Genomic DNA, 20,975 nt, shown 5'->3' with positions numbered 1-20,975 from the left:
TGACGTCGGCGGTTCCATCCCTCCAGTACCGGGTCGTCATTCCCCGGTCGTGACGTCGCCGGAGGGGGCGTCCTCGCCAGGGGCGCCCCGGACCGGAACACCGTGGTGATCCGCCAGAGCAAGCAGCGCCACACGCAACGGCCCGGTGTCCAGCACGGTGTCCGGCTCGAACCAGCGGGCCACCGCCGTCCCGCTCGCCATCCTCAGCGTGAAGCGCGCCAACTCGTTCGCCACCTCGGGCCGGTCCCCCAGGCCGAACACGGAACTCAACGAGTCCCGGGCCCAGGCCAGCAGCGCGTCACGGTACTGATGCACCTCGGCCGCGGCGGCCGCACTGGCGTCCTGCTGCACCATGCCCAGCCCCAACAGCAGCTTCACACCTCGCGGATGACGCTGGAACGCGTCCTCGACCTCCCTGAGAAAGGTGTCCAGACGCTCCGCGACGCCGGCGCCGGGCACCTCACTCGGCGGCAAGGCCGCCAACAGCACGGTCCTGGCACGCTCCAGTACGGCGACGTAGATCCCGTCCTTGCTGCGGAAATGCCAGTAGATGGAGCTGGTCGGCAGGCCGGACGCGGCGGAGATCATCGAGATCGACGTGGCGGCGTACCCGTGGCGCGACATCAGCTCACCACCGGTGTCGAGTATCGCGTCCCGCGACCGCGCGCCTCGGTCCATTGCCGGTGCCTCCGTCATAGGACCGACTCTAGAGGGGAACAGGCTTACGGCGCCCGGGACTTCGCGCCGCGCCTCAGAGGGGCCGGCGGGCCGGGCGCATCCTGACGGATGACAGGGACCGATGGGCGGGTGCGGTCCGTACGTTCGCGGGAGAGCACTGAGACCCGTGGGGATGCCAGTGGAACGACGCCGGCCTCGTCATGCGGGCCTGCGGCACCGACGGCCCTGGCGGCGCCATCGAATGCAGCGGCTGGTTCTGACCCGCCGACAGCCCGTCAGGCCGGCTCCGGGAGTGTTCATCCGCTCCTGGAGCCGGCCGACCCGTCCGGCCGAGGCCGGTCGAGCCGCGCGCAGTACGCAAAGCCGAGGTCAGGCGCCGCGTCGTACCCGGGCCGCCTTGCGGGCCTCCGCGAGCCTGGCGGCCTCGCTGGTCTTGCGGGACGACCGGGACGACCTGCCGCCGGAACCGCGCGTCGCGTCCTTGGTGCTGCCCAGGCCCCGGAACGGGGTGTTGTGGTTCTTGGGGCGCGGTGCGGCCGGCCCGCCGTCGAGAGGCACTCCGGAGGGGGCTTTGGCGCCGGTGATCCGGCTCGACTCGGCCTCGCCGGACCGTACCTTGGTGACCTTGGGGGCGACTCCGGCGTCCGTCATGACCTGGCCCGCCTCGCGGCGCTGGGCCGACAGGGCGAGTGTCACGACGGTGCCCGAGCGGCCGGCCCGGGCCGTGCGGCCCGCGCGGTGCAGGTAGTCCTTCGGGTCGGTGGCCGGGTCGACGTTGACCACGAGGTCGAGGTCGTCGACGTGCAGGCCTCGTGCGGCGACGTTCGTCGCCACCAGCGCGGTGACCTGCCCGTTCTTGAACTGGGCCAGGGTCCGGGTGCGCTGCGGCTGGGACTTCCCGCTGTGCAGGGCGGCGGCGGGCACACCACTGGCCCGCAGGTGCCGCGTGAGCTGGTCGACGCCGTGCCTGGTGTCGAGGAACAGCAGGACGCGGCCGTCCCGGGCGGCGATCTCCGTGGTCACGGCGTACCGGTCCGGGCCGTGCACGACGAAGACGTGGTGCTCGATCGTGGAGACCGCGCTGGAGGAGGGGTCCACGCAGTGCACGACGGGGTCCCGGAGGTGGTTCTGCACCAGTTGATCGACGTCGCGATCCAGCGTGGCGGAGAACAGCATCCGCTGGCCGTCGGGACGCACCTGGTCCAGGATCTCGGTGACCTGCGGGAGGAACCCCATGTCACACATCTGGTCGGCCTCGTCCAGGACCGTGATGCGCACCCGTCCCAGTCGGCAGCCCTTGCGCTCGATCAGGTCGTGCAGCCGACCGGGCGTGGCGACGACGATCTCGGCGCCGTCCCGCAGCACGGCGGCCTGCCGGCCGATGGACACTCCGCCCACCACGGTCGCCAGCCGCAGCCGCAGCGCCTCGGCGTACGGGGTGAGCGCCTCTGCGACCTGCTGCGCCAGTTCCCTGGTGGGCACCAGAACGAGCGCCAGCGGCTCCTTGGGCTGTGCGCGCCGCCCGGCCGTCCGGGCGAGCGTCGCCAGGCCGAAGGCGAGGGTCTTGCCGGAGCCGGTGCGGCCCCGGCCCAGCACGTTCCGTCCCGCGAGCGCGTTCGGCAGCGTCGCCGCCTGGATGGGGAAGGGCACGGTCACATCTCGCTCGTCGAGCGCCCGCAGGATCTCGGCCGGCAGCCCCAGCTCCGCGAAGGACACCGCCGAAGTGGCGTCGGCCGCCTCGGCCGCGTCGTCCTGCTGCCGGGCATCGGGACGTGCTGATTCGCTCACAGAGAGCCTTCCTCCGAAGGGACCGTACCGAGGAAGGCGCGGCGGGGACGCGGCCACCGGCCGGGACGCCGAATGTCGCACCGGCACAGCCACGCCGCAAACGTCGAACGTTAGCACGGGGCGCGCCGCCGTGCTGCCCACCACGGCGTCGCCCAGCCGAGGAGACGGCCCTGCCGCGTCCTCGTCAGGTGGTGAGGGCGCCGATCGGGGCCTTGGTGATGTCCTCGATCCGTGTCATCCGCCGCAGGCCGTGCCGGTGCGCGGGGACGACGACACCGCCCTCGCCCGCGTACGCGACCGGCCCGAGTCGGATGGCAGCGCAAGGCGGCACGGGGGTCTGAACCAGGGCCCGGCACGACCTCGGTGCCGTGTGCGTCAAGGCTGTCGGAGTTCGGCGGGTCACCACTGCGAGGCATCGGCGGGAGTGATGCGGCGGCCCGTGAGACGTACCGGGTGGATCGCCACCCACATCTCCCGCTTCCCGCCGACCCACGGTGCGGTGTGAGCGTGCTGGACGAGTCGGCGTACGGCGGCGGCTTCCGTCACGGCGCTCGCGGGGCCGACCGCCAGGACGCTCCACCCCTGGCTCAAGGCGTTGTCCATGTGGTCGACCTCGAAGGCCGCATCCGTTCCGACGGCGGCTGCGGCGACAGAGCCGGGAGCGGTCCGGAAGACGATGTCGTCGTCGACGATCTCGTAGTTCACCGGGATGATCGCCGGGCGTCCGTCGGGGGTCGTCACGGCGATGCGCCCGACGCCGTGCGTCGACAGCAGAGCGCGGCACTCCTTGGGGCTGAGATCCCGCAGGTGGGGATGGAGCAGTGCCTGACCCTGGCCGGGCGGGGTGTCGATGCCCGCCCCGCGCAGCGCGGTGACGGTGGTGCCCAGTGCGTCGGCCAGGCGGATGAGCGTCGCCACGGTCGGGTCCGCCGGGTGTTCCTCCAGATAGGCCAGGTAGTCCGGGGACATACGGGCGCGGCGGGCCGTCTCCTCCCGGCTGAGCCCGTGCCGGCGGCGTTCGACTGCGACGCGTCGCCCGACATCTCCGGGGTTCGGTGTGCCCGCCCGCGGTGCGGCCGTGGACTCGGGCTCCGCCTCGCTCGTGTCGGTGCCGGGCGGGCCGTGCTCGAGATGGCGGACATGCGCGTCGGGGCCGGGGAAGACGAGCGTCACCTCGTCCGTGTCCGACCAGCGCACGTCGTACGGGGGTGTCCCGTCCTCGTGGTGCAGTCCGACTATCTCGCCGTCGCGCCGTGCGGCGCCGGTGGCGGGGCTTTCGATGACGAGCTGGTCGCCGAGGTGAGCTCGCATGGTCGTCGCCCTTCCTCGCGGTGGTACTGCCTCCAACGTGCCATGCGGGGCACACCGCCGCTTGAGTCGATCGGCCCTGGCCGCGGTCCGCCGTATGGGTCGACCGGCCTTTGTCCGATGGACATGCAGGTTCCACGGGATGCGAAATTGCAAAATTTCGCAACTGCCTAGATGCTATAGAAGCTGTGCCCGCCAGATCCGGTAGCCGCGGGCACAGCATCTGTCTCCGCTCCGAGGTGGGGCGCTGTAGAGGAAGCCGAGGGGTTGTGTCCGTTCCGCTGTACCAGGCCAAGGCCGATTTCTTCCGGATGCTGGGGCATCCCGTGCGGATCCGGGTGCTGGAGCTGTTGCAGGACGGACCGATGCCCGTACGTGACCTGCTGGTCGCCATCGACGTGGAGCCGTCGGGTCTGTCGCAGCAGCTGGCGGTGCTGCGCCGGTCAGGGATCGTCACCGCTTCCCGGGAGGGTTCGACCGTCGTCTACGCCATGGCGGGCGGGGACGTCGCGGACCTGATGAGGGCCGCGCGACGGATCCTCACCGAGGTGCTCTCCGGGCAGGGCGCACTGCTCGCCGAACTGCGGGACGTCGAGGTCTCCGCGCGATGACATCGATGATCGGCCGGGCAGGGGCCCGGTTCGGCGCGCTGCTGCCCGCCCGTTCCGACCTGACGGACATGCGGCGCGCGCCCCGGCGGGACCTGCTCGCCGGTCTGACCGTGGCGATCGTGGCTCTGCCGCTCGCGCTCGGCTTCGGTGTCTCCTCCGGTCTCGGCGCCGCGGCGGGCCTGGCGACGGCCGTGGTGGCCGGCGCGCTCGCCGCGCTGTTCGGTGGTTCCAATCTCCAGGTGTCGGGGCCGACGGGGGCCATGACCGTCGTACTGGTGCCGATCGTCGGCGCGTACGGGCCGACCGGTGTGCTGACCGTCGGGTTGATGGCGGGCGTCATGCTCGTGACGCTGGCCGCGCTGCGGGCCGGGAAGTACATGCAGTACGTGCCCGCGCCCGTGGTGGAGGGCTTCACGCTCGGGATCGCGTGCGTGATCGGGCTCCAGCAGATCCCGAACGCGCTCGGTGTGCCGAAGCCCGAGGGTGATCGGGTGCTGGTGGTGACCTGGCGGGCCGTCGAGTCGTTCGCGCGGCATCCGAACTGGACAGCGGTCGGGCTCGCGGTCGCGGTGGCCGCGGTCATGCTGGTCGGCGCTCGGCTGCGGCCGGCCGTGCCGTTCTCCGTCCTCGCCGTCATCGCGGCCACCGTCGTCGCCCAGCTGGCCGGTCTGGACGCGGCCGAGCCGATCGGTGACCTTCCCTCCGGGCTCCCGGCGCCCTCGATCGGTTTCCTTGAACTCGGTTCGCTCGGCACTCTGCTCGCCCCGGCCGTCGCCGTGGCGGCGCTCGCGGCCCTGGAGTCCCTGCTCTCCGCGTCGGTGGCGGACGGCATGACGGTCGGCCAGAAGCACGACCCCGATCGCGAACTGTTCGGCCAAGGGCTGGCCAACATCGCGGCCCCGCTGTTCGGCGGAGTCCCGGCGACCGGAGCCATCGCCCGGACCGCGGTCAACGTCCGCACGGGCGCCGGCTCCCGGCTGGCCGCCCTCGTCCACGCCGCGATCCTCGCGGTGATCGTCTTCGCGGCGGCGCCTCTGGTGTCGAAGATCCCGCTCGCGGCCCTCGCCGGCGTGCTGCTGGCCACGGCGGTCCGCATGGTCGAGGTCGGCTCGCTCAGGGCGATGGCCAGGGCCACCCGCGCGGATGCGCTGATCCTCGTACTCACCGCTGTCGCGACCCTCGCGCTGGACCTCGTGTACGCGGTGATCATCGGGTTGGCCGTGGCGGGAATGCTCGCGCTGCGTGCCGTGGCCAGGCAGGCCCGCTTCGACCAGGTGCCCCTCGACCGGGGCGATCACAGCGTGGAGGAGCATGCCCTGCTGGCCGAGCACATCGTCGCCTACCGGATCGACGGGCCGCTGTTCTTCGCCGCCGCGCATCGCTTCCTGCTGGAGCTCACCGAGGTGGCCGACGTCCGGGTCGTCATCCTGCGCATGTCCCGGGTGTCGACGATGGACGCCACCGGCGCCCTCGTGGTGAAGGACGCGGTGGAGAAGCTGACGCGGCGCGGCATCCTCGTCCTGGCCTCCGGCATCCGTCCCGGCCAGCACCAAGTCCTGGACTCCGTCGGCGCGCTGGACCTGCTGCGGCCCGACGGCCGGGACTACGCCACCACTCCGGAGGCCATCCGGGGCGCTCGCGACCATCTCGAACGGGCCGGAGTCCTGCCCGCGGGTGCCGCCCGCCAGGAGCGGCAGGCGGTCCCGAACCCCGCCAAGTCCCCCGAGTTCCGTGAGGAGCCCGCGCCATGAGCCTTCCTCCCGCGGCCCTGCGCATGGCCGAGGTTTCCGGCGCGGAAGCGCTGTGGCTGGTGGAAGGCAGCAGCCTCGGGCGGCTGGTGTACCCGCAGCGGGGACAGTCCGCCGTACGGCCGGCCCGGCACGTGTGGGAGTACGGACGTCTCATCGTCAGGACTCCGGTCCGGGCGGCTGCCCTGCCGGACGCGGTCACCTATCAGGTGGACGAGATCCGGGTGGTGGGCGGCACCGGCTGGACCGTCACCCTGTCCGGCCCCGCCGAGGTGATCGACGACCCCGACGAGGCGGCCCACTACCGGCGCACCCTCACCGGCTGGACGCACGGCCCGCACGACACCTTGCTGTGCCTGCGTCCCAGGACGGTGAGCGGCTTCCGCCTGCTCCGAGCGGAGGTATGACGGCCATGCGACTTGCAGCCCTCCCCCACCGCCACGTCCTCACCCTGCCGAACCAGCCGGCCGCGGTGCGGCTGGCCCGCGAGACCGCCGAACAGGCCCTGGCCGAATGGGGAATCGGCCCGCGGCATCCCGCCGTGGACCCGGCCTTGCTGATCCTGGGCGAGCTGGTGACCAACAGCGTCCGGCACGCCGCGGTCTGCTCCCCGCACGTGACGGTGATCTACACGGCCGGCCGGGACTGCCTGGCCTTCGCCGTCCACGACCGCCACCCCTTCCGGCCCCCTCTGATCGGCGAGATCCGTGGCGGACTGGCGACCGTCATGGAACTCACCCACGAACTGGGCGGCACCGCGGTCGTCCGCGCGGACGCCGACCAGCAGGGCAAGAGCATCTGGATCACCCTGCCCCTCTGACCTCAACGGGCCGCACTCTCAAGGAAGTTCACGGCATGACCATCGACTGGCGCTACACCGACGAGCAGGGCTTCGGCATACTCACCGTCGCCGGATACCTGGGTCCGCACGCGGTCCATCGCTTCGCCGGCGCGGTCGGCTGGGCCGCCGCCCGCGGCACCGGCGTGATCATCCTCGATCTGGGCGAACTGCGCGGCTGGTCGATCGAGGGCCAACTGGCGATCACCGAGGCCGCCCGTCGGCTGGCCGGAGCGGGCCGGCGGCTGGAACTGGCCGCCATCCCTGCCGACGGCTCCCTGGTCCCGCCCGGCAACTGCCCCGACATCCCCGTCCACCCCGACCTCGCCACCGCGCTGTCCGCCCACACCCGGCGCTCTCTGCACCCAGAGGACGACCGGCAGGCGTGACCGACCGACGACCGCTCCATCCGCTCACCGACCGAAAGACATGTACGTCATGAACGACAGCCTTCCTCCCTGCCCCCAGTGCTCCGGCACGTACACCTACGAGCTGGGTGCACTCCTGGCGTGCCCCGAGTGCGGTCACGAGTGGTCGCCGTCCGAGGAGTCCACGAAGCCGGGCTCCGGCGACAGGGTGGTCAGGGACTCGGTCGGCAACGTGCTAACCGACGGTGACACCGTGACCGTGGTCAAGACCCTGAAGGTCAAGGGCAGCCCGACCGGTATCAAGGCGGGCACCAAGGTGCGCAACATCCGCCTGGTCGACGGAGTGGACGGGCACGACATCGACTGCAAGGTCGACGGGTTCGGCGCCATGCAGCTGAAGTCCGGCGTGGTGAAGAAGGCCTGACCCGGCGCCCGGTCGCCTCGTTCCGCACGGGCGGATTCGGCGCAGGCCGAGCCACAGGCGAGGATGGACCGCATGTTCTTGATGACTGGGTGGATTCGATGCACCGGGCTCCGGCCGGTGGGGTTGTGCTGTGGTGTCGGGGAAGGGACGACACGATGAGTACGCCGCTGTACCAACTGAAGGCCGAGTTCTTCAAGACGCTCGGGCATCCGGCCCGGATCCGGGTCCTGGAGCTGCTGAGCGAGCGCGAGCACGCGGTCGCCGAGATGCTGCCCGAGGTCGGTATCGAACCCGCCCATCTGTCCCAGCAACTGGCCGTGCTGCGGCGGGCGAATCTCGTCAGGACCCGCAAGGAGGGCTCGACCGTCCACTACTCGCTGACCAGTCCGAAGGTCGCGGAGCTCTTGCGGGTCGCGCGGACCATCCTCTCCGGCGTGCTCGCCGGACAGGCCGAGCTGCTTGCCGACCTGAAGGCCGCGCAGAACGAGGGGCGGCCGCCGTCGTAGCCAGGGCGCCGAACGAACCTCAGCCTCTGCGGCAGGCACCGTCGGGCCACAGCACTTCCACGTCCACGCCGCTGCTGCGAGCGAAGGCCACGAGATGGGCGGTGGCGTCACGGCCGTCGGACGGGGAGCCGTCCCACACCGCCAGCACGCGGGCGCACGACCGCATCAGGTTCTCGTCCGCCCCCACACAGGCGCCGCGGTCGGCCTGGTCGTACTCCATCAGCCGCACCTGCTCCGAGAGCAACAGCAGTTCACCGGCCGCCCTGCGGTCGCTCGACTCCAGCACGTCGGGCACACCGTTCTTGGCGGGCAGGACGGTCACCAACGCGAGCCCCGCGGCTCGGGCGGCTCTGCCGAAGGCGACCGGCAGTCCCTGCCCGGCCCGCACCAGCCCGGCCCTGCCCGCCCGCGCGAACTCGGCCAGCCGCCGGCGCAACTCCTCCTCCACCAGCTTCAGCGTGGGCGCGGTGAGGTCGGGGTGTCCCACGACAGCGATCACTTCACACGGTCCTTTCTCGCCACCTGAAGGAGACAACGCGTTCCCGGACCGCCGTCAGGGAAGTGGAGGCAGTCCGCAGACACGTTTGATCATCCCGAAGAGCGAGGGCGGTTCATAGAGCCGACAAGGCCCGCAAGGGGGCCGGCAGGCCCTTGCGGACCGCCACCGACGTGCCTGCGCCGATGCCGGCCACGCGGCATTCGCCCGTCACCGCGGTGCTTGCGTCCTGCGGAGCTCTTCGAGCAGGTCCTGCCGGCCGGCCAGCAGCACGGACAGGATCCTGCGGGCCGCGGCCAGCAGTTCGACGACGTCTCCGCCGACGAGTTCGTACGTCACGGTCGTGCCGGTGCGGGTGGCGGTGACGATGCCGGAGCGACGCAGTACGGCCAGTTGCTGGGACAGGTTCGACGGCTCGACCTCGATGGCCGCGAGCAGATCACGCACCGGCTTCGGCCCGTCCTGCAACAGCTCGAGGACGCGTATGCGCACCGGGTGGCCGAGCATCCGGAAGAAGTCGGCCTTGGCCTCGTACAGCGGCATGGGCATGGACGATCACCCCTCGGGCATCCCCGTGGCACCGACGTCGAGCCCATGCCGCCTCGCCAGCCGTACGGCGTCGTCGAGCTCGTCCTGGGCCACCGCGACGGCGTACACGTCCTCGGCCTGCAGGGCCGCCGTCAGATCGGCATGGGCAGCGCGTACCCGCGCCAGCAGCGCATCGGCCACTTCGCTCATTCCGGCCTCCGGACCGTGGATCATCTAGAGAACAATGCAACTGACCAATTGAAGAACTCTGCAATTCTAGCGGTGACCGAGTTCCGGGCGTGAGGCCGGGTCGAGCGGTGAGCGACTCAGTCCTCGCTCATGGCGATGAACGCGCCGTGCCAGTCGTGGTACCAGACCTGGCCGGTGCCGGCATGGACCGACAGCATGCCGGTGACCCTGCCGTCCCTGAGGGTGTGCAGGGTGTAGTAGCCGGGGAACGCCTCGGCATCGCCCGGGGTCCGGCCCGTGAGGTGCTTGTCGAGCCAGTGCCGGGCGATCCCCCGGGCCTCCGCCGCGGAGACGGTCTCCTGCGCGGCGTTGCGGTGCATGGGCATGCCGTACTCGGTGTTCCACATCATCGCCGGGCCGTACTCCAGCCGGACGGCACCGCTGCGAGGGTGGACGAGGACTTCGGTGGCGCGGTGGCCGGACGGCGTGCGGAGCTCGGCGTAGAAGTTGCGCGAGAACTGCATGACTTCGCCGACCCGCAGGCCCAGCCGGTCGGCGAAGTCCTGAGCACGGGCCTCGGCCTGCGAGATCGAGGTCACCGGTCGCCCGTTCCCACTCAGGCCGCAGGGGTGGCCGCCCGTCATCGACGGCCCGATCCAGTCGCCCCGACCGTCGCGGTCGCCCGTCATGCCCCAGTCCGAGGGCCCGTGGCCGCCGCAGCCCGATGCGCTCGGCGTGGGCTGGAGGTACGCCGCGCGCGACGCGCTGGTGTCACCCGCCCGGCCACTCTGCGCGGCCGCCCAGACCCCGGTGCCGGCGCCGGCGAGCGCCACCGCGGCTGCCAAAGCCACCGCGGCCTGCTTCTGCGCGCTGGTCATCGTGATCACCGCCTGACGCGAGCGGGATGTCCCTCGTCCTCCACGGTTGCAGTGCCGGGCTCGTTCGGGCACGGGGCGAACGGCCTTGACCGGGGCCGAACGGCCCATCCACCGGGGTCGGACGACCTACGGTGGTCATCCAGCCGTCGGCACCAGCACCACCGGGCAGTGGGAACTGCGCAGCAGGGTGTGCGCGACCGGTCCGAGCTGCGGTCCGAGCCGACTCGATCTGCGGTGCGCGCCGATGACGACGACCCCCGATTCACGGGTGGCGTCGAGCAGAGCCCGGGCCGCTCCCCTGCGGACCGTGCGGGTCTCGACGCCGACCTCGGGGTGCTCGTCGCGCAGACGGGCCAGATTGAAGCGGGGTACGGCTTCCTCGGCCAGGTCGTTCTGTGCGCGTCGCCGCTGGCCGGGACTCGTTCCGGGGAGCAGGGAGGGCAGTTCGGGGGTCACGTACCGGTGCGTCGAGTGCACGACACGCAGCCGGGCGCCTCGCCGCTCCGCCTCGCCGAAGGCATAGGAGGCGGCATCGGCGTCGGCGTCGTCCTCCAGACCGAGCAGCACGGTGCGTTCGCCGTCGCACGCATGGTCCCCGCGCACGACGAGCAGGGGGCCACGCACATGCGCGGCCAGGCGCAGACTCACCGAGCCGGCCAGCAGTGCGGTGACGCCGCCGAGGCCGCGGGTGCCGACCACGGTCAGCTCCGAGCCCTCGCTCTCGCGCAGGAGCGCACGCACCGTGCCGCCCTCCATGGCCTTGACCTCGACGGACAGGTCCGGATGGCGCTCCCTGACGCGTGCGGCGGCCGAGGCGAGGACGGGTTCCGCCTCGTCACGGTCGGGCACGGCGTGCACGACGCGCAGTACGGCGCCACGGCGTGCGGCCTCGTCCGAGGCCCAGTCCAGCGCTCGTACGGCGTTCAGTGAACCGTCCACGCCGACGACCACATGATGGGCAGTCATCTCCCTCTCCCTTCTGCTCCGTTCTCCCGATGCTGGTCCTTCAGCGATGGAGCGGGCAGGGGCCACTCGGCCCGGCGAGCCGCCGTACGGCCCTGCCCGGGCCGGCCTCACCGCCTCATGAGGGGATGTGCAGCCCGTACAGGCTGCGTCCGGCCACGAGTTCCCGGCCGGTCACCAGCTCGGGTTCGATGCGGATGAAGACCTCTCTGGGCGACGGCACCCAGGAGCGTGGGCCGGTGCGGACGAGGCGCTCGTGCTCGGCCGCGTCGGTGATCACCCTGGCGGGGCCGGTGACGACCACGCTCCAGCCCGAGTGTGCGGCGGCGTCGACCTGGTCCGCCTCGAAGGCGACCACCGAGCCGTCGACCGCGTGGGCGAGCTCGGAGTCGGTCGCGGTGCGCAGCAGCACGGCACTGTCGTCGTCCAGGCAGAAGTTCACCGGAAGCACTGCGGGCAGGGCGTGACGCGTGTGCACGATCCGGCCGACAGGGACTTCGGCGAGCAGGCGGAGGCACTCCTGTCGTGCGAGTTCGCGAAATCCGTCATTGCGGTACATGAGCCGGCCACTCCTTTCGCCGGTCGCAGCGGTATGCGGTGTCCCTCCATCGTTCGCCGTGCAACGGCCCGCGCCCAGGGCCATCAGTCCCGGTCGCGCCGGACATCAGCCCCTCTTCGTGCCGGGACGCACCGTCCGCGCGGTCATGGACCGTTGCCCCACTCACCTGGTGTCGCTCGTCCCGGTCCGCTCGGTGACCGCGGCCCGGCCCGCCTCCAGTCGCGCCGCCGGAATGCGGAACGGCGAGCAGGAGACGTAGTCCAGTCCGGCCCGGTGGAAGAAGTGGATGGAGTCGGGGTCGCCGCCGTGCTCACCGCAGACCCCTGTTTCGAGGCTGGGGTTGACGGCGCGCCCGGCTTCCACGGCCAGTTCCACGAGTCTTCCGACGCCCTCCTGGTCGATCGACTCGAACGGTGACACTCCGAAGACTCCCTTCTCCAGATACAGCGGGAAGAAGGAGGCCTCGGCGTCGTCGCGGGAGAGGCCCCAGGTCGTCTGGGTGAGGTCGTTGGTGCCGAAGGAGAAGAAGTCGGCGGCCTCGGCGATACGTCCGGCTGTGAGGGCGGCGCGAGGCAGCTCGATCATCGTGCCGATCGGGCAGTCGAGGTGTGTGCCGGTCTCCGCCGCGACCTCGGCGAGCACGTGTTCCGCCTCCGCTCGGGCCAGCCGCAGTTCCTCGACCGTGCCGACGAGCGGGATCATGATCTCGGCGTACGGCCGGCCTCCCGCGCCCAGGCGGTTCGTCACGGCTTCGGCGACGGCACGCACCTGCATGGCCATCAGGCCGGGCACGGCAAGTCCCAGGCGCACGCCGCGCAGGCCGAGCATCGGGTTCTCCTCGTGCATGCGCTCCACGGCGCGCAGGACCTGGCGGTCGTGCGGGTCCGGGTGGACGGCGGAGGCCACGCGGACGGCAAGTTCGGTGCGGTCGGGCAGGAACTCGTGCAGCGGCGGGTCCAGCAGCCGGATCGTCACCGGCAGGCCGTCCATCGCAGCGAGCATGCCGATGAAGTCCTCGCGTTGCAGCGGCAGCAGAGCCGCCAGGGCCCGCTCTCGCGCGGTGTCGTCGCCGGCGGCCAGGATCATCGACTCGATCAGCGCTCTGCGTTCGCCGAGGAACATGTGCTCGGTGCGGCACAGTCCGATGCCCTGGGCGCCGAGGGCACGCGCGCGTGCCGCGTCCTCGGGGGTGTCGGCGTTCGCCCGCACCTGGAGGCGGCGTACGGAGTCGGCGTGGGCCAGCGCCCCGAGGACGGCCTCGGTGACCGGTCCGGTGCCGGTGCCCGTCTCCAGGGCTCGGCCGACGTCGGAAGCGGTGAGCGGGAGTGCTCCGCGGTGGACGGTACCGGCGGTGCCGTCCACCGAGAGGATGTCGCCCTCGTGCACGACCACACCCGCTTCCGTGGTGAACCGGCGGGCTACGGGGTCGACGGTGAGGGCCTCGGCGCCGCACACGCACACCTTGCCCATCCCCCGGGCGACGACCGCCGCGTGGCTGGTCTTGCCGCCGCGGCTGGTGAGGACCGCCTGCGCGGCGATCATGCCGGGCAGGTCGTCGGGGGTGGTCTCCCGGCGGACCAGGACCACGTGTTCGCCGGCCGCCGCGCGACGCTCGGCGTGCGCGGAGTCGAAGACGACCGCGCCGACCGCCGCGCCCGGCGAGGCGGGCACGCCGTGGGCGAGCGGCACATCGGCGGGGGTCGTGTCGAAGCGCGGGAACATCAGCCGGGTCAGTTCGGCGCCGTCGACGCGCACCAGGGCCTCGTCCCGGCTGATCCTGCCGTCCGCGCGGAGGTCGTGGGCGATGCGGAAGGCGGCTTCGGCGGTGCGTTTGCCGACGCGGGTCTGGAGGATCCACAGTTTGCCGCGCTCGACGGTGAACTCGACGTCGCACAGGTCGCGGTAGTGGTCCTCCAGGACGCGCAGATGGTCGCCGAGTTCGGCGTAGATGCGCGGGGCGATGATCGCGAGTTCGCTCAGCGGCAGCGCGTCGCGGACGCCCGCGACGACGTCCTCGCCCTGGGCGTCGGGCAGGTAGTCGCCGTACACGCCGCTCTCGCCGGTGGCGGGATCGCGGGTGAAGGCGACGCCGGTGCCGGAGTCCGGGCCGAGGTTGCCGAAGACCATGGCCTGGATGTTGACGGCGGTGCCGAGGTCCTCGGGGATGTGTTCGCGCCGGCGGTAGATGTGGGCGCGTTCGCCGTTCCACGAGTCGAAGACGGCCCGGACGGCCCGGGAGAGTTGCTCCGCGGGGTCCTGCGGGAAGTCCTCGCCGGTCTCCTTGCGGATGACGTCCTTGAACTCGTCGGTGAGGGCGAGGAGTTCACCGGTGTCGAGCTCATGGTCGCCGGCGACCGCCCGTCGCTCCTTGTGAGCGGCGACGGCCCGCTCGAACAGGTCGCCGTCCACGCCCATCACGGTGCGGCCGAACATCTGGATCAGCCTGCGGTAGGAGTCCCAGGCGAAGCGCTCCCGCCCCGAGACCTTGGCGAGCCCGCCGACCGACATGTCGTTGAGCCCGATGTCGAGGATGGTCTCCATCATGCCCGGCATGGAGAACCGGGCGCCGGAGCGCACGGACACCAGCAGGGGGTCGTCGGGCGCCCCGAGCGTACGCCCCATGGCGCGTTCCAGGCCGGCCAGCGCCCGGGCGGCCTCGACGCCGAGTTCGTCCGGTTCCTCGCCCGTTGCCAGGTAGACCTTGCAGGCCTCGGTCGTGACGGTGAACCCCGGCGGGACGGGCAGACCGAGCCGCGTCATCTCGGCGAGGCCGGCTCCCTTGCCGCCGAGGAGGCCGGCCATGTCACGACTGCCCTCAGCGAATTCGTACACGTACTTGGTGGGCGGGCTCATGAGGTCTGCTCCTCTCACTCGTGGGGGACGACGGCCACGGGGCGGCCGACGTGCTGGACGACGGCGTGGCTGACGGGTCCGGTGCGGGGGCCGGCCGGGCGCTCGGTCGTCCGGCGGCCGACCACGAGCGGGCCCGCCCCGGAGGCGGCACAGGCCGGCACGGACCGGGCACAGCCCTCGGTCACGGTCCCCACCACCTCGATCCAGGGGTATCTGTCCCTCCACACCTTGATAACCGCGTCGAGGAAACCGAGCCATTCGTCGGCCTGCTCGGGGCCGTTCACCAGGCCGATCGCACCGGGGCCGAGGCCCAGCTGCGACGGCTCCTGCAAGGCGTGCCCGACGTGCAGGCGTGCGCCGCTAGGCTGCGCGGCCTCGAAGGCGAACTCGATCACTTCGCCGCAGGGGTCGCCGAGGTCGAGGCCCAGGGCGACGTCCTGGTAGCCGGTCCGTGTGGACGGGCTGCCGTCGTCGGCGGCGAGACGCTCGTCCGACGCCTCCTCCCCCGCACTCACGAGGACGACCGGCAGCGTGGCCGGTGCCACCACGCCCAGCGCGACCGACCCGACCACGAACCCCGTGAAGCCGCTCAGGCCACGTGACCCCAGCACGAGCAGCCCGGCCCGCTCGGCGGCATGCAGAAGGGCGTCGGCCGCCGGTTCCTCGACCGGTTCCGCTTCGGCTTCGAGGCCGGGGCATGTACGGCGGACGCGGTCCTCGGCCTGGCGCAGCGCACGCCGGGCCGGGCACCGCCGGCCTACCGCAGCGCACGGCCCGGTGCCCTTGCGGGGCGGCCGGTTCCAGGCGTGCACGAGACACAGGGGCCGGACCCGGCGCGCCGCCTCGCGAGAGGCCCACTCGGCGGCGGCGAGATTCTCGACGGAACCGTCGACTCCGGCCACGGCGGGCGCGAGTATGGCGGGCGCCTCCTGTGGTCGGTCTGCTCCTCGGTGCCGGCGTCGTGCTGCGGCTCACCGGCCGATATGGGCCGCCAGGGCTGCGATCCGGGTCCGTTCGGCCCCTGCGTGCGGGCCCGGCCCGCGGCGACACTGGGCATGCCCGGGCCCCTGGTTCCCCTTTGTGGAAGGCGGAAGGTGATGGAACGAGTGATCATTACCGGCGTGGACCGGTCGGCACACAGTCGCGCCGCGGCCGACTGGGCAGCGCGGGAGGCGCTGCTGCGCGGATTGCCTCTGCGGGTGGTCCACGTGTCGCCGCCGGACGGTCCGGGTGCGGACGGGCAGCGGCCGGGTCGCCCCGGAAAAACGGTGGCGGAGCCTGTGGCCAGGGACCGCCCCGGAAGTACACCGGCGGAACGTGTGGCCGCCGAGCTGACCGACCGGCATCCGGCTCTGCGCGCCCAGTGCCTGAGCCTCACCGGGGACCCGGTGGCGGCTCTGTGCACGGTGGCCGCGGAGGCCGAGCTGCTCGTGGTCGGTCTGCGCGGCGACGGCAGTCGTCCCGAGGTCCCCGTGGGCTCGACCGCCATGGCGCTGACGCGGGCGTGCGAACGGCCCGTAGTGCTGGTCCCTGGCGAACGGCCACCTGGCCGCGCCGACGCCGTGACGGTCGGCGTCGACGCCCGCAACCCCGCGAGCGGCGCCGTGGGGCTCGCGTTCGAGGCGGCCAGGTCGTGCGGCGCGCAGCTGCACGCCGTTCACACCTGGACCCTGCCCGCACAGGCTGCGGAGCGGCCCTTTCCCGCGCTGGAGGAGGATCGCGCCACCTGGGAGGACGACGAGGTGCAACGGCTGTCGGATGCGCTGCGGCCGTGGCGCGGCAAGTATCCGGAGGTGGACGTGCTCGCGGACGTCGTCCTGCTCGCCCCGGAAGTGGCCCTCGCCCATGCCGCCGGGAACTCCGGTCTGGTGGTGGTCGGCCGCCGCTCGGGCCGTACGGCACTGGCGCTGCTGCCGGATACCGGGTGCCCGGTCATGGTCGTACCGGTTTGACGTCCTCCCCGGCCTGAAGGCCGGGGATTCCCGCCTGCTCCCGCACAAGCCGTGCGGGTCGCTTCGGGTGGGTTCCTGCTTCGCTGCGCGGTGCCGGGACGAGTCCCGGTCTCACCTGCACTCCACAGGCAGACACCGCCGGCCCGGCGGTCTTGGCGACGTTGACCGCCGCGTTGATGTCCCGGTCCAGGACAGCCCCGCACGACGCCCCACAGGTCCACACGCGGACGCCGAGGGGCTTGGGGGCCGTCCTCGACGCCACACGCGGAAGCCGGCTCGGCCAAGCGCGTACCCGCGAGTCCCCTCACCGCCAGGTGCTCCACGGCGACCGCTCGGCTCTCGCGGATCAGCCTGGTGAAGAGCTGGTGGTGTAACTCCCGGCGCGCGTCGGTGACCCGCGCATGAGCGCGGGCGACCTTCGTCCTGGCCTTGTTCCGGTTGCTGGAGGCCTTGACTTTGCGGGAGAGATCGCGATGCGCCTTCTTCAGGCGCTTCTCCGCGCGACGCAGGAAGCGCGGGCCGTCGCTCTTCGTGCCGTCGGAGAGGGCCGCGAAGTGTCCGAGCCCTGACGGTGGCGGTGCCGTTGGACAGTGGCGACGAACTGGTCATCGAGGCCGCCGACGGGGAGGACTCCGAGCAGGTGCGCGGACTGGGACTGCCGTCCGCCACGCCGGCCGCGAAGGTGTACCACTCGAACGAGCGGATCACCAGCGCCGCGCTGTCCGAGGAGCCGCAGGACGGCTGCGGCTCGGCGGGGCAGATCGACCTGGGGCCGGGGTTCCTGCTTCCGCTGGGCGGCACGGAACACGCGCGCGGCGTGCTTCAGGTCGCCAATCTGCCCGGCCGACCGGAGTTCTCCGACGCCACCATGACCCTGATCAGCGGATTCGCCGACCAGGCCGCGCTCGCCCTGGAGATCGCCGAGCACCGGCGCGAGGCCGAGCAGCTGATGGTCCTGTCCGATCGCGACCGTATCGCCCGCGATCTGCACGACCTGGCCATCCAACGCCTGTTCGCCTCCGGGCTGACGCTGAACCCGGTGCTCGGCCGGATCGCCGACCGGCCCGACGCGGCCGAGCGCGTCCAGCGGGTGATCGACGACCTCGACGACACCATCAAGACGGTGCGGGGCACGATCTACGCACTGCGTGAGCGCGACCGTGACGGGGCGCGAGGCGGGCTGCGTGCCAAGTTGCTGGCGGAGACCGACAAGGCCGCAGAGGCACTCGGCTTCACCCCGGCCCTGCGGATGACCGGCCTGCTGGACACGGACGTCCCTTCCGAATACGCCGATCACCTCCTGGCGGTACTGCGGGAGACGCTCTCGAACGCCGCCCGGCACGCACATGCCACCCAACCGGAGGTCACGGCCGAGACCGACGGCTGCCGACTCCGGTTGCGGGTCGCGGACAACGGGACGGGCGTCGATCCCGCCGTCACCCGGCGCAGCGGCCTCGAGAACCTCCGTCGACGTGCCACCGATCTCGGCGGCGGCTTCACCGTCCGGCCGAACGAGCCCAGCGGCACCGTCGCGGAGTGGACGGTGCCGCTGCCGGCGCAGCCGGAGGCCTGAGCCAGGTCACCGGGACAAGGCCCCGCCGACCGCGGCGCGCGCGGCCTCGACCGCTTCCCACTCCTCGGTGCTGAGGTTGGCGAGGGCGGCCGGGAAGACGCCGTCCTGTTCCTTGAGGATGTGGTCCCGCAGCAGGGCCATCTCCTCCATCAGGCGGTCCGGCCACGTCGGGTCCGCAGGCGTCGTACCGTCGGCCGCCTCGGCCGGCACCGCCTCGATGCGACGATGGTCGGCCTCCAGCGCGGCGATCCGGTCGGGGAAGTCCCCGGCCAGGGCGGAGAACAGGCCGTGCTCCTCGACGTGGGTGTGCGGACCGAGCACCCGCGCGATCTCCTGGGCGACCTCCGCCATCGGCGCCACCCCGCTCTTCTGATGGGCGCGACGGAGATGGCCGATCAGACGGACCACCTCGTCATGCTCGTGCGTCACCTCGTCGATCGTCTCCAGGACCTGGCAGCCGCAGTACTCGCACACCGCTCGTCTCCGTCCTTGCGTTACCGCTCGTCCTTACGCGCCGGTCCCCGCGGTGCGGTGCTCGCTCCGGCGTCCGGTGGCCTGCTTGCGCACGCCGCCTTCGGTCGCGGCCCGGACTCCGGTGAGGGTGTAGGCCAGCGCGGCGGCGGCCACGATCGCGAGCAGGGCCAGCCCGGCCGCGTACGTCCCGTACCGGCCGTACAGCGAGCCCATCACCAGCGGCGGCAGGAAGCCGCCCAGGCCGCCCGCGGCACCGACCACACCGGTGACCGAGCCGACCTTGTCGGCCGGGGTCAGCAGCGCCACCAGGGCGAAGGCCGCTCCGCTGCCGGCGCCGAGCGCGGTGGCCATGGCGAGGAACGCGATGGTGCCCACCGGTGCCAGGGCCGGTGTGAACGACTGCACGATCGCCCCGGTCACGACCACGGCCAGTGAGGCGGCCAGCACGCGGACCGGGCCCACGCGGTCGGAGAGCCAGCCGCCGACCGGGCGCATCGCCACCGCGAGCAGCACGAACCCGGCCATACGGTTCGCGGCGTCGGCCTGGGTGAGGCCGTAGCCGGTCTTGAGGTAGGTGGGCAGGTAGACCGAGAAGGCGACGTAGCCGCCGAACGCGACGGCGTACAGGGCGGACGCCTGCCAGGTGATGGGGAGCCGGGCGGTGGCGGCCAGACGGCGGGCGAGCGGCTCGGTCGGCACGGTGCGGCCGGGTGTGTCACGCAGCAGCAGCGCGGCGGTGACGGCGTACACGGCCAGGACACCGGCCGTGATGAGGAACGGGGTGGACATGCTGTTCGCGTCGACCAGCTTCACCGTGGTGAGGGCGCTGAGGGCGGTGCCGCCCATGCCGGCGCCGAAGACGCCGATCGCGAGACCGCGGCGCTCCGGCGGGAACCAGGCGTTGACCAGGGGCACGCCGACGGCGAACGCGGTGCCGCCGATGCCGAGGAAGAAGCCGCCGACCAGCAGCGCGGCGAGCGAGGAGTGTCCGGCGAGACCGAGGTAGAGCACCGGCACGATGGTGGCCGCCGAGACGATCGGAAACATGACCCGTCCGCCGAACCGGTCGGTCAGGGCACCGACCGGGATGCGGCCCAGGGAGCCGACCACGACCGGCACCGCGACCAGCAGCGACTGCTCCAACGAGGACAGGTCGAGGTTGTCCTTGAAGCGCGGGCCGAGAGGGCTGAGCAGCGCCCATGCCCAGAAGTTCACGGCGAAACCGACCGTGGCCAGGGCCAGCATCCGCCAGGCCTGCCCGGAGACCGGTGCGCCTGACGGCGAGCTGCCGTTCTGCGACTTCGACTGCTGGACCATGTTGTCCGTCCCCTCCGCTTCGAGGTGGCACCGCGCCACGGGGAGGGTCCGCACGCCGTGGCCCTCGGGGCCGCGGAGCGGCGGAACGCCGTCCCGGAAGCACCCTCCGCTCCACGACTCGCCACGCGCACGGGCCGTCAGCCCCCTGCCGACGGCCGGACGGTCCCGGGAATGGGACCCAACCGTCCCTCCTCCCCGACCCCGGTGCCGCACGGCCGGAGCGGTCCGCACCGATCAAGGGCCCGTGATCAGCGGTCCTCACGTCCCAACCGGGTAGGGCCTGTCGGCCCTACCCCGTCACCGCGCCCCCGTGGACTACGGACTGATCTTCCAGAACGGCGCCTTTCGCGCACCCGGCCGGTCCTCCCGATCAACTTCTCCCTGGACACGGACGCCTCCGTGCTGCTGCGCACCTCGCCGGACTCGGATCTCGTGCGCCCCATCGACGGCGTCGTGGTCGCCTTCGAGGCGGACGAGTTCGATGCGGTGACCCGGTCCGGCTGGAGCGTGGTCGTGACCGCACGGGCGACCGTGGTGACCGATACCGCCGAGCACGAGCGTCTGCTGCAAGTCGGCCCGACGTCCTGGATGCCGCTGCGGGACGCGGTGTTCGTGCGGATCGAGTCGGAGAGGGCCACCGGACGCGAACTCAGCGCAATGCTGTGCACGGTCGTGCCGTAGGCGGCAGAACGCGCCGCCCCTCGACCCGGCCCGCCCGGTGGACTCCCAGATGACGATGAAGGGCCGTTCTCATGCGTCGTGCCGCTGGTGTCGGACGGCCTGGGCGGTGGTGTTCATCGCGCGGCCCTGCACAGCGCCCCGGGGCTGTGGCCGGCGGCCCTGGAGTCGGGGCAGCCGAGGCGTGCGGCAGGACGGTGACCCGGCCGGATGGTGCGCGGCGCGCGCCGCGGGCGACAGCGGTGG

The 20,975-nt window shown here is 72.3% G+C and carries 23 protein-coding genes and 2 pseudogenes; 10 read left to right on the top strand and 15 right to left on the bottom strand.

What is annotated here, in order from left to right; all coding sequences use genetic code 11:
- Nucleotides 1-36: 36 nt before the first annotated feature.
- The 4 genes from AC3ETA_RS32725 to AC3ETA_RS32710 all read right to left on the bottom strand — a co-directional run bounded on the left by AC3ETA_RS32725 (nt 37) and on the right by AC3ETA_RS32710 (nt 3,777).
- Complete coding sequence (locus AC3ETA_RS32725; protein ID WP_432196517.1) at nt 37-696, bottom strand: TetR/AcrR family transcriptional regulator; 660 nt, start codon at nt 694-696, stop codon at nt 37-39.
- A gap of 351 nt (nt 697-1,047) precedes the next feature.
- Nucleotides 1,048-2,466: a DEAD/DEAH box helicase gene (locus AC3ETA_RS32720; protein WP_432196516.1), complete on the bottom strand. Its 1,419-nt coding sequence runs from the start codon at nt 2,464-2,466 to the stop codon at nt 1,048-1,050.
- Nucleotides 2,467-2,650: 184 nt separating this feature from the next.
- Nucleotides 2,651-2,797: a hypothetical protein gene (locus AC3ETA_RS32715; RefSeq protein ID WP_432196515.1), complete on the bottom strand. Its 147-nt coding sequence runs from the start codon at nt 2,795-2,797 to the stop codon at nt 2,651-2,653.
- Nucleotides 2,798-2,865: 68 nt separating this feature from the next.
- Nucleotides 2,866-3,777, bottom strand: coding sequence for a pyridoxamine 5'-phosphate oxidase family protein (locus AC3ETA_RS32710; RefSeq protein ID WP_432196514.1), 912 nt, complete (start codon nt 3,775-3,777; stop codon nt 2,866-2,868).
- A gap of 266 nt (nt 3,778-4,043) precedes the next feature.
- On the opposite strand from AC3ETA_RS32710, the gene AC3ETA_RS32705 reads away from it, so the two are divergent.
- The 7 genes from AC3ETA_RS32705 to AC3ETA_RS32675 all read left to right on the top strand — a co-directional run bounded on the left by AC3ETA_RS32705 (nt 4,044) and on the right by AC3ETA_RS32675 (nt 8,269).
- Nucleotides 4,044-4,385: an ArsR/SmtB family transcription factor gene (locus AC3ETA_RS32705; protein WP_432196513.1), complete on the top strand. Its 342-nt coding sequence runs from the start codon at nt 4,044-4,046 to the stop codon at nt 4,383-4,385.
- Entirely contained in the window at nt 4,382-6,136 is a 1,755-nt protein-coding gene (locus AC3ETA_RS32700) for a SulP family inorganic anion transporter (protein ID WP_432196512.1), read from the top strand. The genes AC3ETA_RS32705 and AC3ETA_RS32700 overlap by 4 nt, the downstream gene beginning before the upstream one ends.
- Nucleotides 6,133-6,540 (top strand): pyridoxamine 5'-phosphate oxidase family protein, encoded by a 408-nt coding sequence (locus tag AC3ETA_RS32695; RefSeq protein ID WP_432196511.1) that lies wholly within the window; start codon nt 6,133-6,135, stop codon nt 6,538-6,540. The genes AC3ETA_RS32700 and AC3ETA_RS32695 overlap by 4 nt, the downstream gene beginning before the upstream one ends.
- A complete protein-coding gene (locus tag AC3ETA_RS32690) occupies nt 6,537-6,953 on the top strand; it encodes an ATP-binding protein (RefSeq protein WP_432196510.1) in 417 nt (138 codons plus the stop codon). Before AC3ETA_RS32695 ends, AC3ETA_RS32690 begins: the two co-directional genes overlap by 4 nt.
- Nucleotides 6,954-6,988: 35 nt before the next feature.
- Nucleotides 6,989-7,360 carry an STAS domain-containing protein gene (locus AC3ETA_RS32685; protein WP_432196509.1) on the top strand — a complete coding sequence of 124 codons (372 nt, stop codon included), beginning with the start codon at nt 6,989-6,991 and terminating at the stop codon, nt 7,358-7,360.
- Nucleotides 7,361-7,409: 49 nt separating this feature from the next.
- Entirely contained in the window at nt 7,410-7,763 is a 354-nt protein-coding gene (locus tag AC3ETA_RS32680) for a zinc ribbon domain-containing protein YjdM (protein WP_432196508.1), read from the top strand.
- Between the two features lie 155 nt (nt 7,764-7,918).
- Nucleotides 7,919-8,269 (top strand): ArsR/SmtB family transcription factor, encoded by a 351-nt coding sequence (locus AC3ETA_RS32675; protein WP_432196507.1) that lies wholly within the window; start codon nt 7,919-7,921, stop codon nt 8,267-8,269.
- A gap of 19 nt (nt 8,270-8,288) precedes the next feature.
- Here AC3ETA_RS32675 and AC3ETA_RS32670 read toward each other — a convergent pair whose 3' ends face one another.
- From AC3ETA_RS32670 to AC3ETA_RS32635, 8 genes are all read right to left on the bottom strand, one after another.
- Nucleotides 8,289-8,768, bottom strand: coding sequence for a hypothetical protein (locus AC3ETA_RS32670; protein WP_432196506.1), 480 nt, complete (start codon nt 8,766-8,768; stop codon nt 8,289-8,291).
- A 207-nt stretch (nt 8,769-8,975) separates the two neighbouring features.
- Nucleotides 8,976-9,314, bottom strand: a complete 339-nt coding sequence (locus AC3ETA_RS32665) for an ArsR/SmtB family transcription factor (protein ID WP_432196505.1) — start codon at nt 9,312-9,314, stop codon at nt 8,976-8,978.
- Nucleotides 9,315-9,320: 6 nt separating this feature from the next.
- Complete coding sequence (locus tag AC3ETA_RS32660) at nt 9,321-9,503, bottom strand: hypothetical protein (RefSeq protein ID WP_432196504.1); 183 nt, start codon at nt 9,501-9,503, stop codon at nt 9,321-9,323.
- Nucleotides 9,504-9,619: 116 nt separating this feature from the next.
- Complete coding sequence (locus AC3ETA_RS32655; protein ID WP_432196503.1) at nt 9,620-10,360, bottom strand: hypothetical protein; 741 nt, start codon at nt 10,358-10,360, stop codon at nt 9,620-9,622.
- 135 nt (nt 10,361-10,495) lie between these two features.
- On the bottom strand, nt 10,496-11,326 hold the full coding sequence (locus tag AC3ETA_RS32650; RefSeq protein WP_432196502.1) for a universal stress protein: 831 nt from the start codon (nt 11,324-11,326) through the stop codon (nt 10,496-10,498).
- A 115-nt stretch (nt 11,327-11,441) separates the two neighbouring features.
- Complete coding sequence (locus AC3ETA_RS32645; RefSeq protein WP_432196501.1) at nt 11,442-11,882, bottom strand: pyridoxamine 5'-phosphate oxidase family protein; 441 nt, start codon at nt 11,880-11,882, stop codon at nt 11,442-11,444.
- 162 nt (nt 11,883-12,044) lie between these two features.
- Nucleotides 12,045-14,735, bottom strand: coding sequence for a pyruvate, phosphate dikinase (ppdK, locus tag AC3ETA_RS32640; protein ID WP_432196500.1), 2,691 nt, complete (start codon nt 14,733-14,735; stop codon nt 12,045-12,047).
- Between the two features lie 14 nt (nt 14,736-14,749).
- Nucleotides 14,750-15,652, bottom strand: a complete 903-nt coding sequence (locus AC3ETA_RS32635; RefSeq protein ID WP_432196546.1) for a universal stress protein — start codon at nt 15,650-15,652, stop codon at nt 14,750-14,752.
- 66 nt (nt 15,653-15,718) lie between these two features.
- Here AC3ETA_RS32635 and AC3ETA_RS32630 point away from each other — a divergent pair, with 66 nt between their 5' ends.
- Nucleotides 15,719-16,687: a universal stress protein gene (locus AC3ETA_RS32630; RefSeq protein WP_432196499.1), complete on the top strand. Its 969-nt coding sequence runs from the start codon at nt 15,719-15,721 to the stop codon at nt 16,685-16,687.
- Here AC3ETA_RS32630 and AC3ETA_RS32625 read toward each other — a convergent pair.
- Nucleotides 16,668-17,253, bottom strand: a pseudogene (locus tag AC3ETA_RS32625) (RNA-guided endonuclease InsQ/TnpB family protein); the annotation flags it as partial. The gene AC3ETA_RS32630 and the pseudogene AC3ETA_RS32625 sit on opposite strands and share 20 nt — an antisense overlap.
- A 17-nt stretch (nt 17,254-17,270) precedes the next feature.
- On the opposite strand from AC3ETA_RS32625, the gene AC3ETA_RS32620 reads away from it, so the two are divergent.
- The gene (locus tag AC3ETA_RS32620; protein WP_432196498.1) at nt 17,271-18,260 is read left to right on the top strand and encodes a GAF domain-containing sensor histidine kinase; all 990 of its coding nucleotides are present in this window, start codon (nt 17,271-17,273) and stop codon (nt 18,258-18,260) included.
- Nucleotides 18,261-18,266: 6 nt separating this feature from the next.
- Here the strand turns inward: AC3ETA_RS32620 and AC3ETA_RS32615 are convergent, their stop codons facing one another.
- Nucleotides 18,267-18,734, bottom strand: a complete 468-nt coding sequence (locus AC3ETA_RS32615) for a hemerythrin domain-containing protein (protein WP_432196497.1) — start codon at nt 18,732-18,734, stop codon at nt 18,267-18,269.
- Between the two features lie 33 nt (nt 18,735-18,767).
- The gene (locus AC3ETA_RS32610; RefSeq protein WP_432196545.1) at nt 18,768-19,979 is read right to left on the bottom strand and encodes a nitrate/nitrite transporter; all 1,212 of its coding nucleotides are present in this window, start codon (nt 19,977-19,979) and stop codon (nt 18,768-18,770) included.
- Nucleotides 19,980-20,411: 432 nt separating this feature from the next.
- Between AC3ETA_RS32610 and AC3ETA_RS32605 the strand changes: the two are divergent.
- Nucleotides 20,412-20,732: pseudogene (locus AC3ETA_RS32605) on the top strand (pyridoxamine 5'-phosphate oxidase family protein); the annotation flags it as partial.
- Nucleotides 20,733-20,975: the final 243 nt, after the last annotated feature.

It is taken from the genome of Streptomyces sp. bgisy027, assembly GCF_057710365.1.
The sequence above is the reverse complement of the archived record's forward strand: the minus strand, read 5'-3'. Positions and strand labels throughout refer to the sequence as shown.

Bases quoted from the DNA above. Each gene is read 5' to 3' on its own strand.
- AC3ETA_RS32725 (WP_432196517.1), bottom strand. From the start codon at position 696: ATGACGGAGGCACCGGCAATGGACCGAGGCGCGCGGTCGCGGGACGCG.
- AC3ETA_RS32710 (WP_432196514.1), bottom strand. From the start codon at position 3,777: ATGCGAGCTCACCTCGGCGACCAGCTCGTCATCGAAAGCCCCGCCACC.
- AC3ETA_RS32700 (WP_432196512.1), top strand. From the start codon at position 4,382: ATGACATCGATGATCGGCCGGGCAGGGGCCCGGTTCGGCGCGCTGCTG.
- AC3ETA_RS32695 (WP_432196511.1), top strand. From the start codon at position 6,133: ATGAGCCTTCCTCCCGCGGCCCTGCGCATGGCCGAGGTTTCCGGCGCG.
- AC3ETA_RS32690 (WP_432196510.1), top strand. From the start codon at position 6,537: ATGACGGCCATGCGACTTGCAGCCCTCCCCCACCGCCACGTCCTCACC.
- AC3ETA_RS32685 (WP_432196509.1), top strand. From the start codon at position 6,989: ATGACCATCGACTGGCGCTACACCGACGAGCAGGGCTTCGGCATACTC.
- AC3ETA_RS32680 (WP_432196508.1), top strand. From the start codon at position 7,410: ATGAACGACAGCCTTCCTCCCTGCCCCCAGTGCTCCGGCACGTACACC.
- AC3ETA_RS32675 (WP_432196507.1), top strand. From the start codon at position 7,919: ATGAGTACGCCGCTGTACCAACTGAAGGCCGAGTTCTTCAAGACGCTC.
- AC3ETA_RS32665 (WP_432196505.1), bottom strand. From the start codon at position 9,314: ATGCCCATGCCGCTGTACGAGGCCAAGGCCGACTTCTTCCGGATGCTC.
- AC3ETA_RS32660 (WP_432196504.1), bottom strand. From the start codon at position 9,503: ATGAGCGAAGTGGCCGATGCGCTGCTGGCGCGGGTACGCGCTGCCCAT.
- AC3ETA_RS32655 (WP_432196503.1), bottom strand. From the start codon at position 10,360: ATGACCAGCGCGCAGAAGCAGGCCGCGGTGGCTTTGGCAGCCGCGGTG.
- AC3ETA_RS32650 (WP_432196502.1), bottom strand. From the start codon at position 11,326: ATGACTGCCCATCATGTGGTCGTCGGCGTGGACGGTTCACTGAACGCC.
- AC3ETA_RS32645 (WP_432196501.1), bottom strand. From the start codon at position 11,882: ATGTACCGCAATGACGGATTTCGCGAACTCGCACGACAGGAGTGCCTC.
- ppdK (WP_432196500.1), bottom strand. From the start codon at position 14,735: ATGAGCCCGCCCACCAAGTACGTGTACGAATTCGCTGAGGGCAGTCGT.
- AC3ETA_RS32630 (WP_432196499.1), top strand. From the start codon at position 15,719: ATGGGCCGCCAGGGCTGCGATCCGGGTCCGTTCGGCCCCTGCGTGCGG.
- AC3ETA_RS32610 (WP_432196545.1), bottom strand. From the start codon at position 19,979: ATGCTGGCCCTGGCCACGGTCGGTTTCGCCGTGAACTTCTGGGCATGG.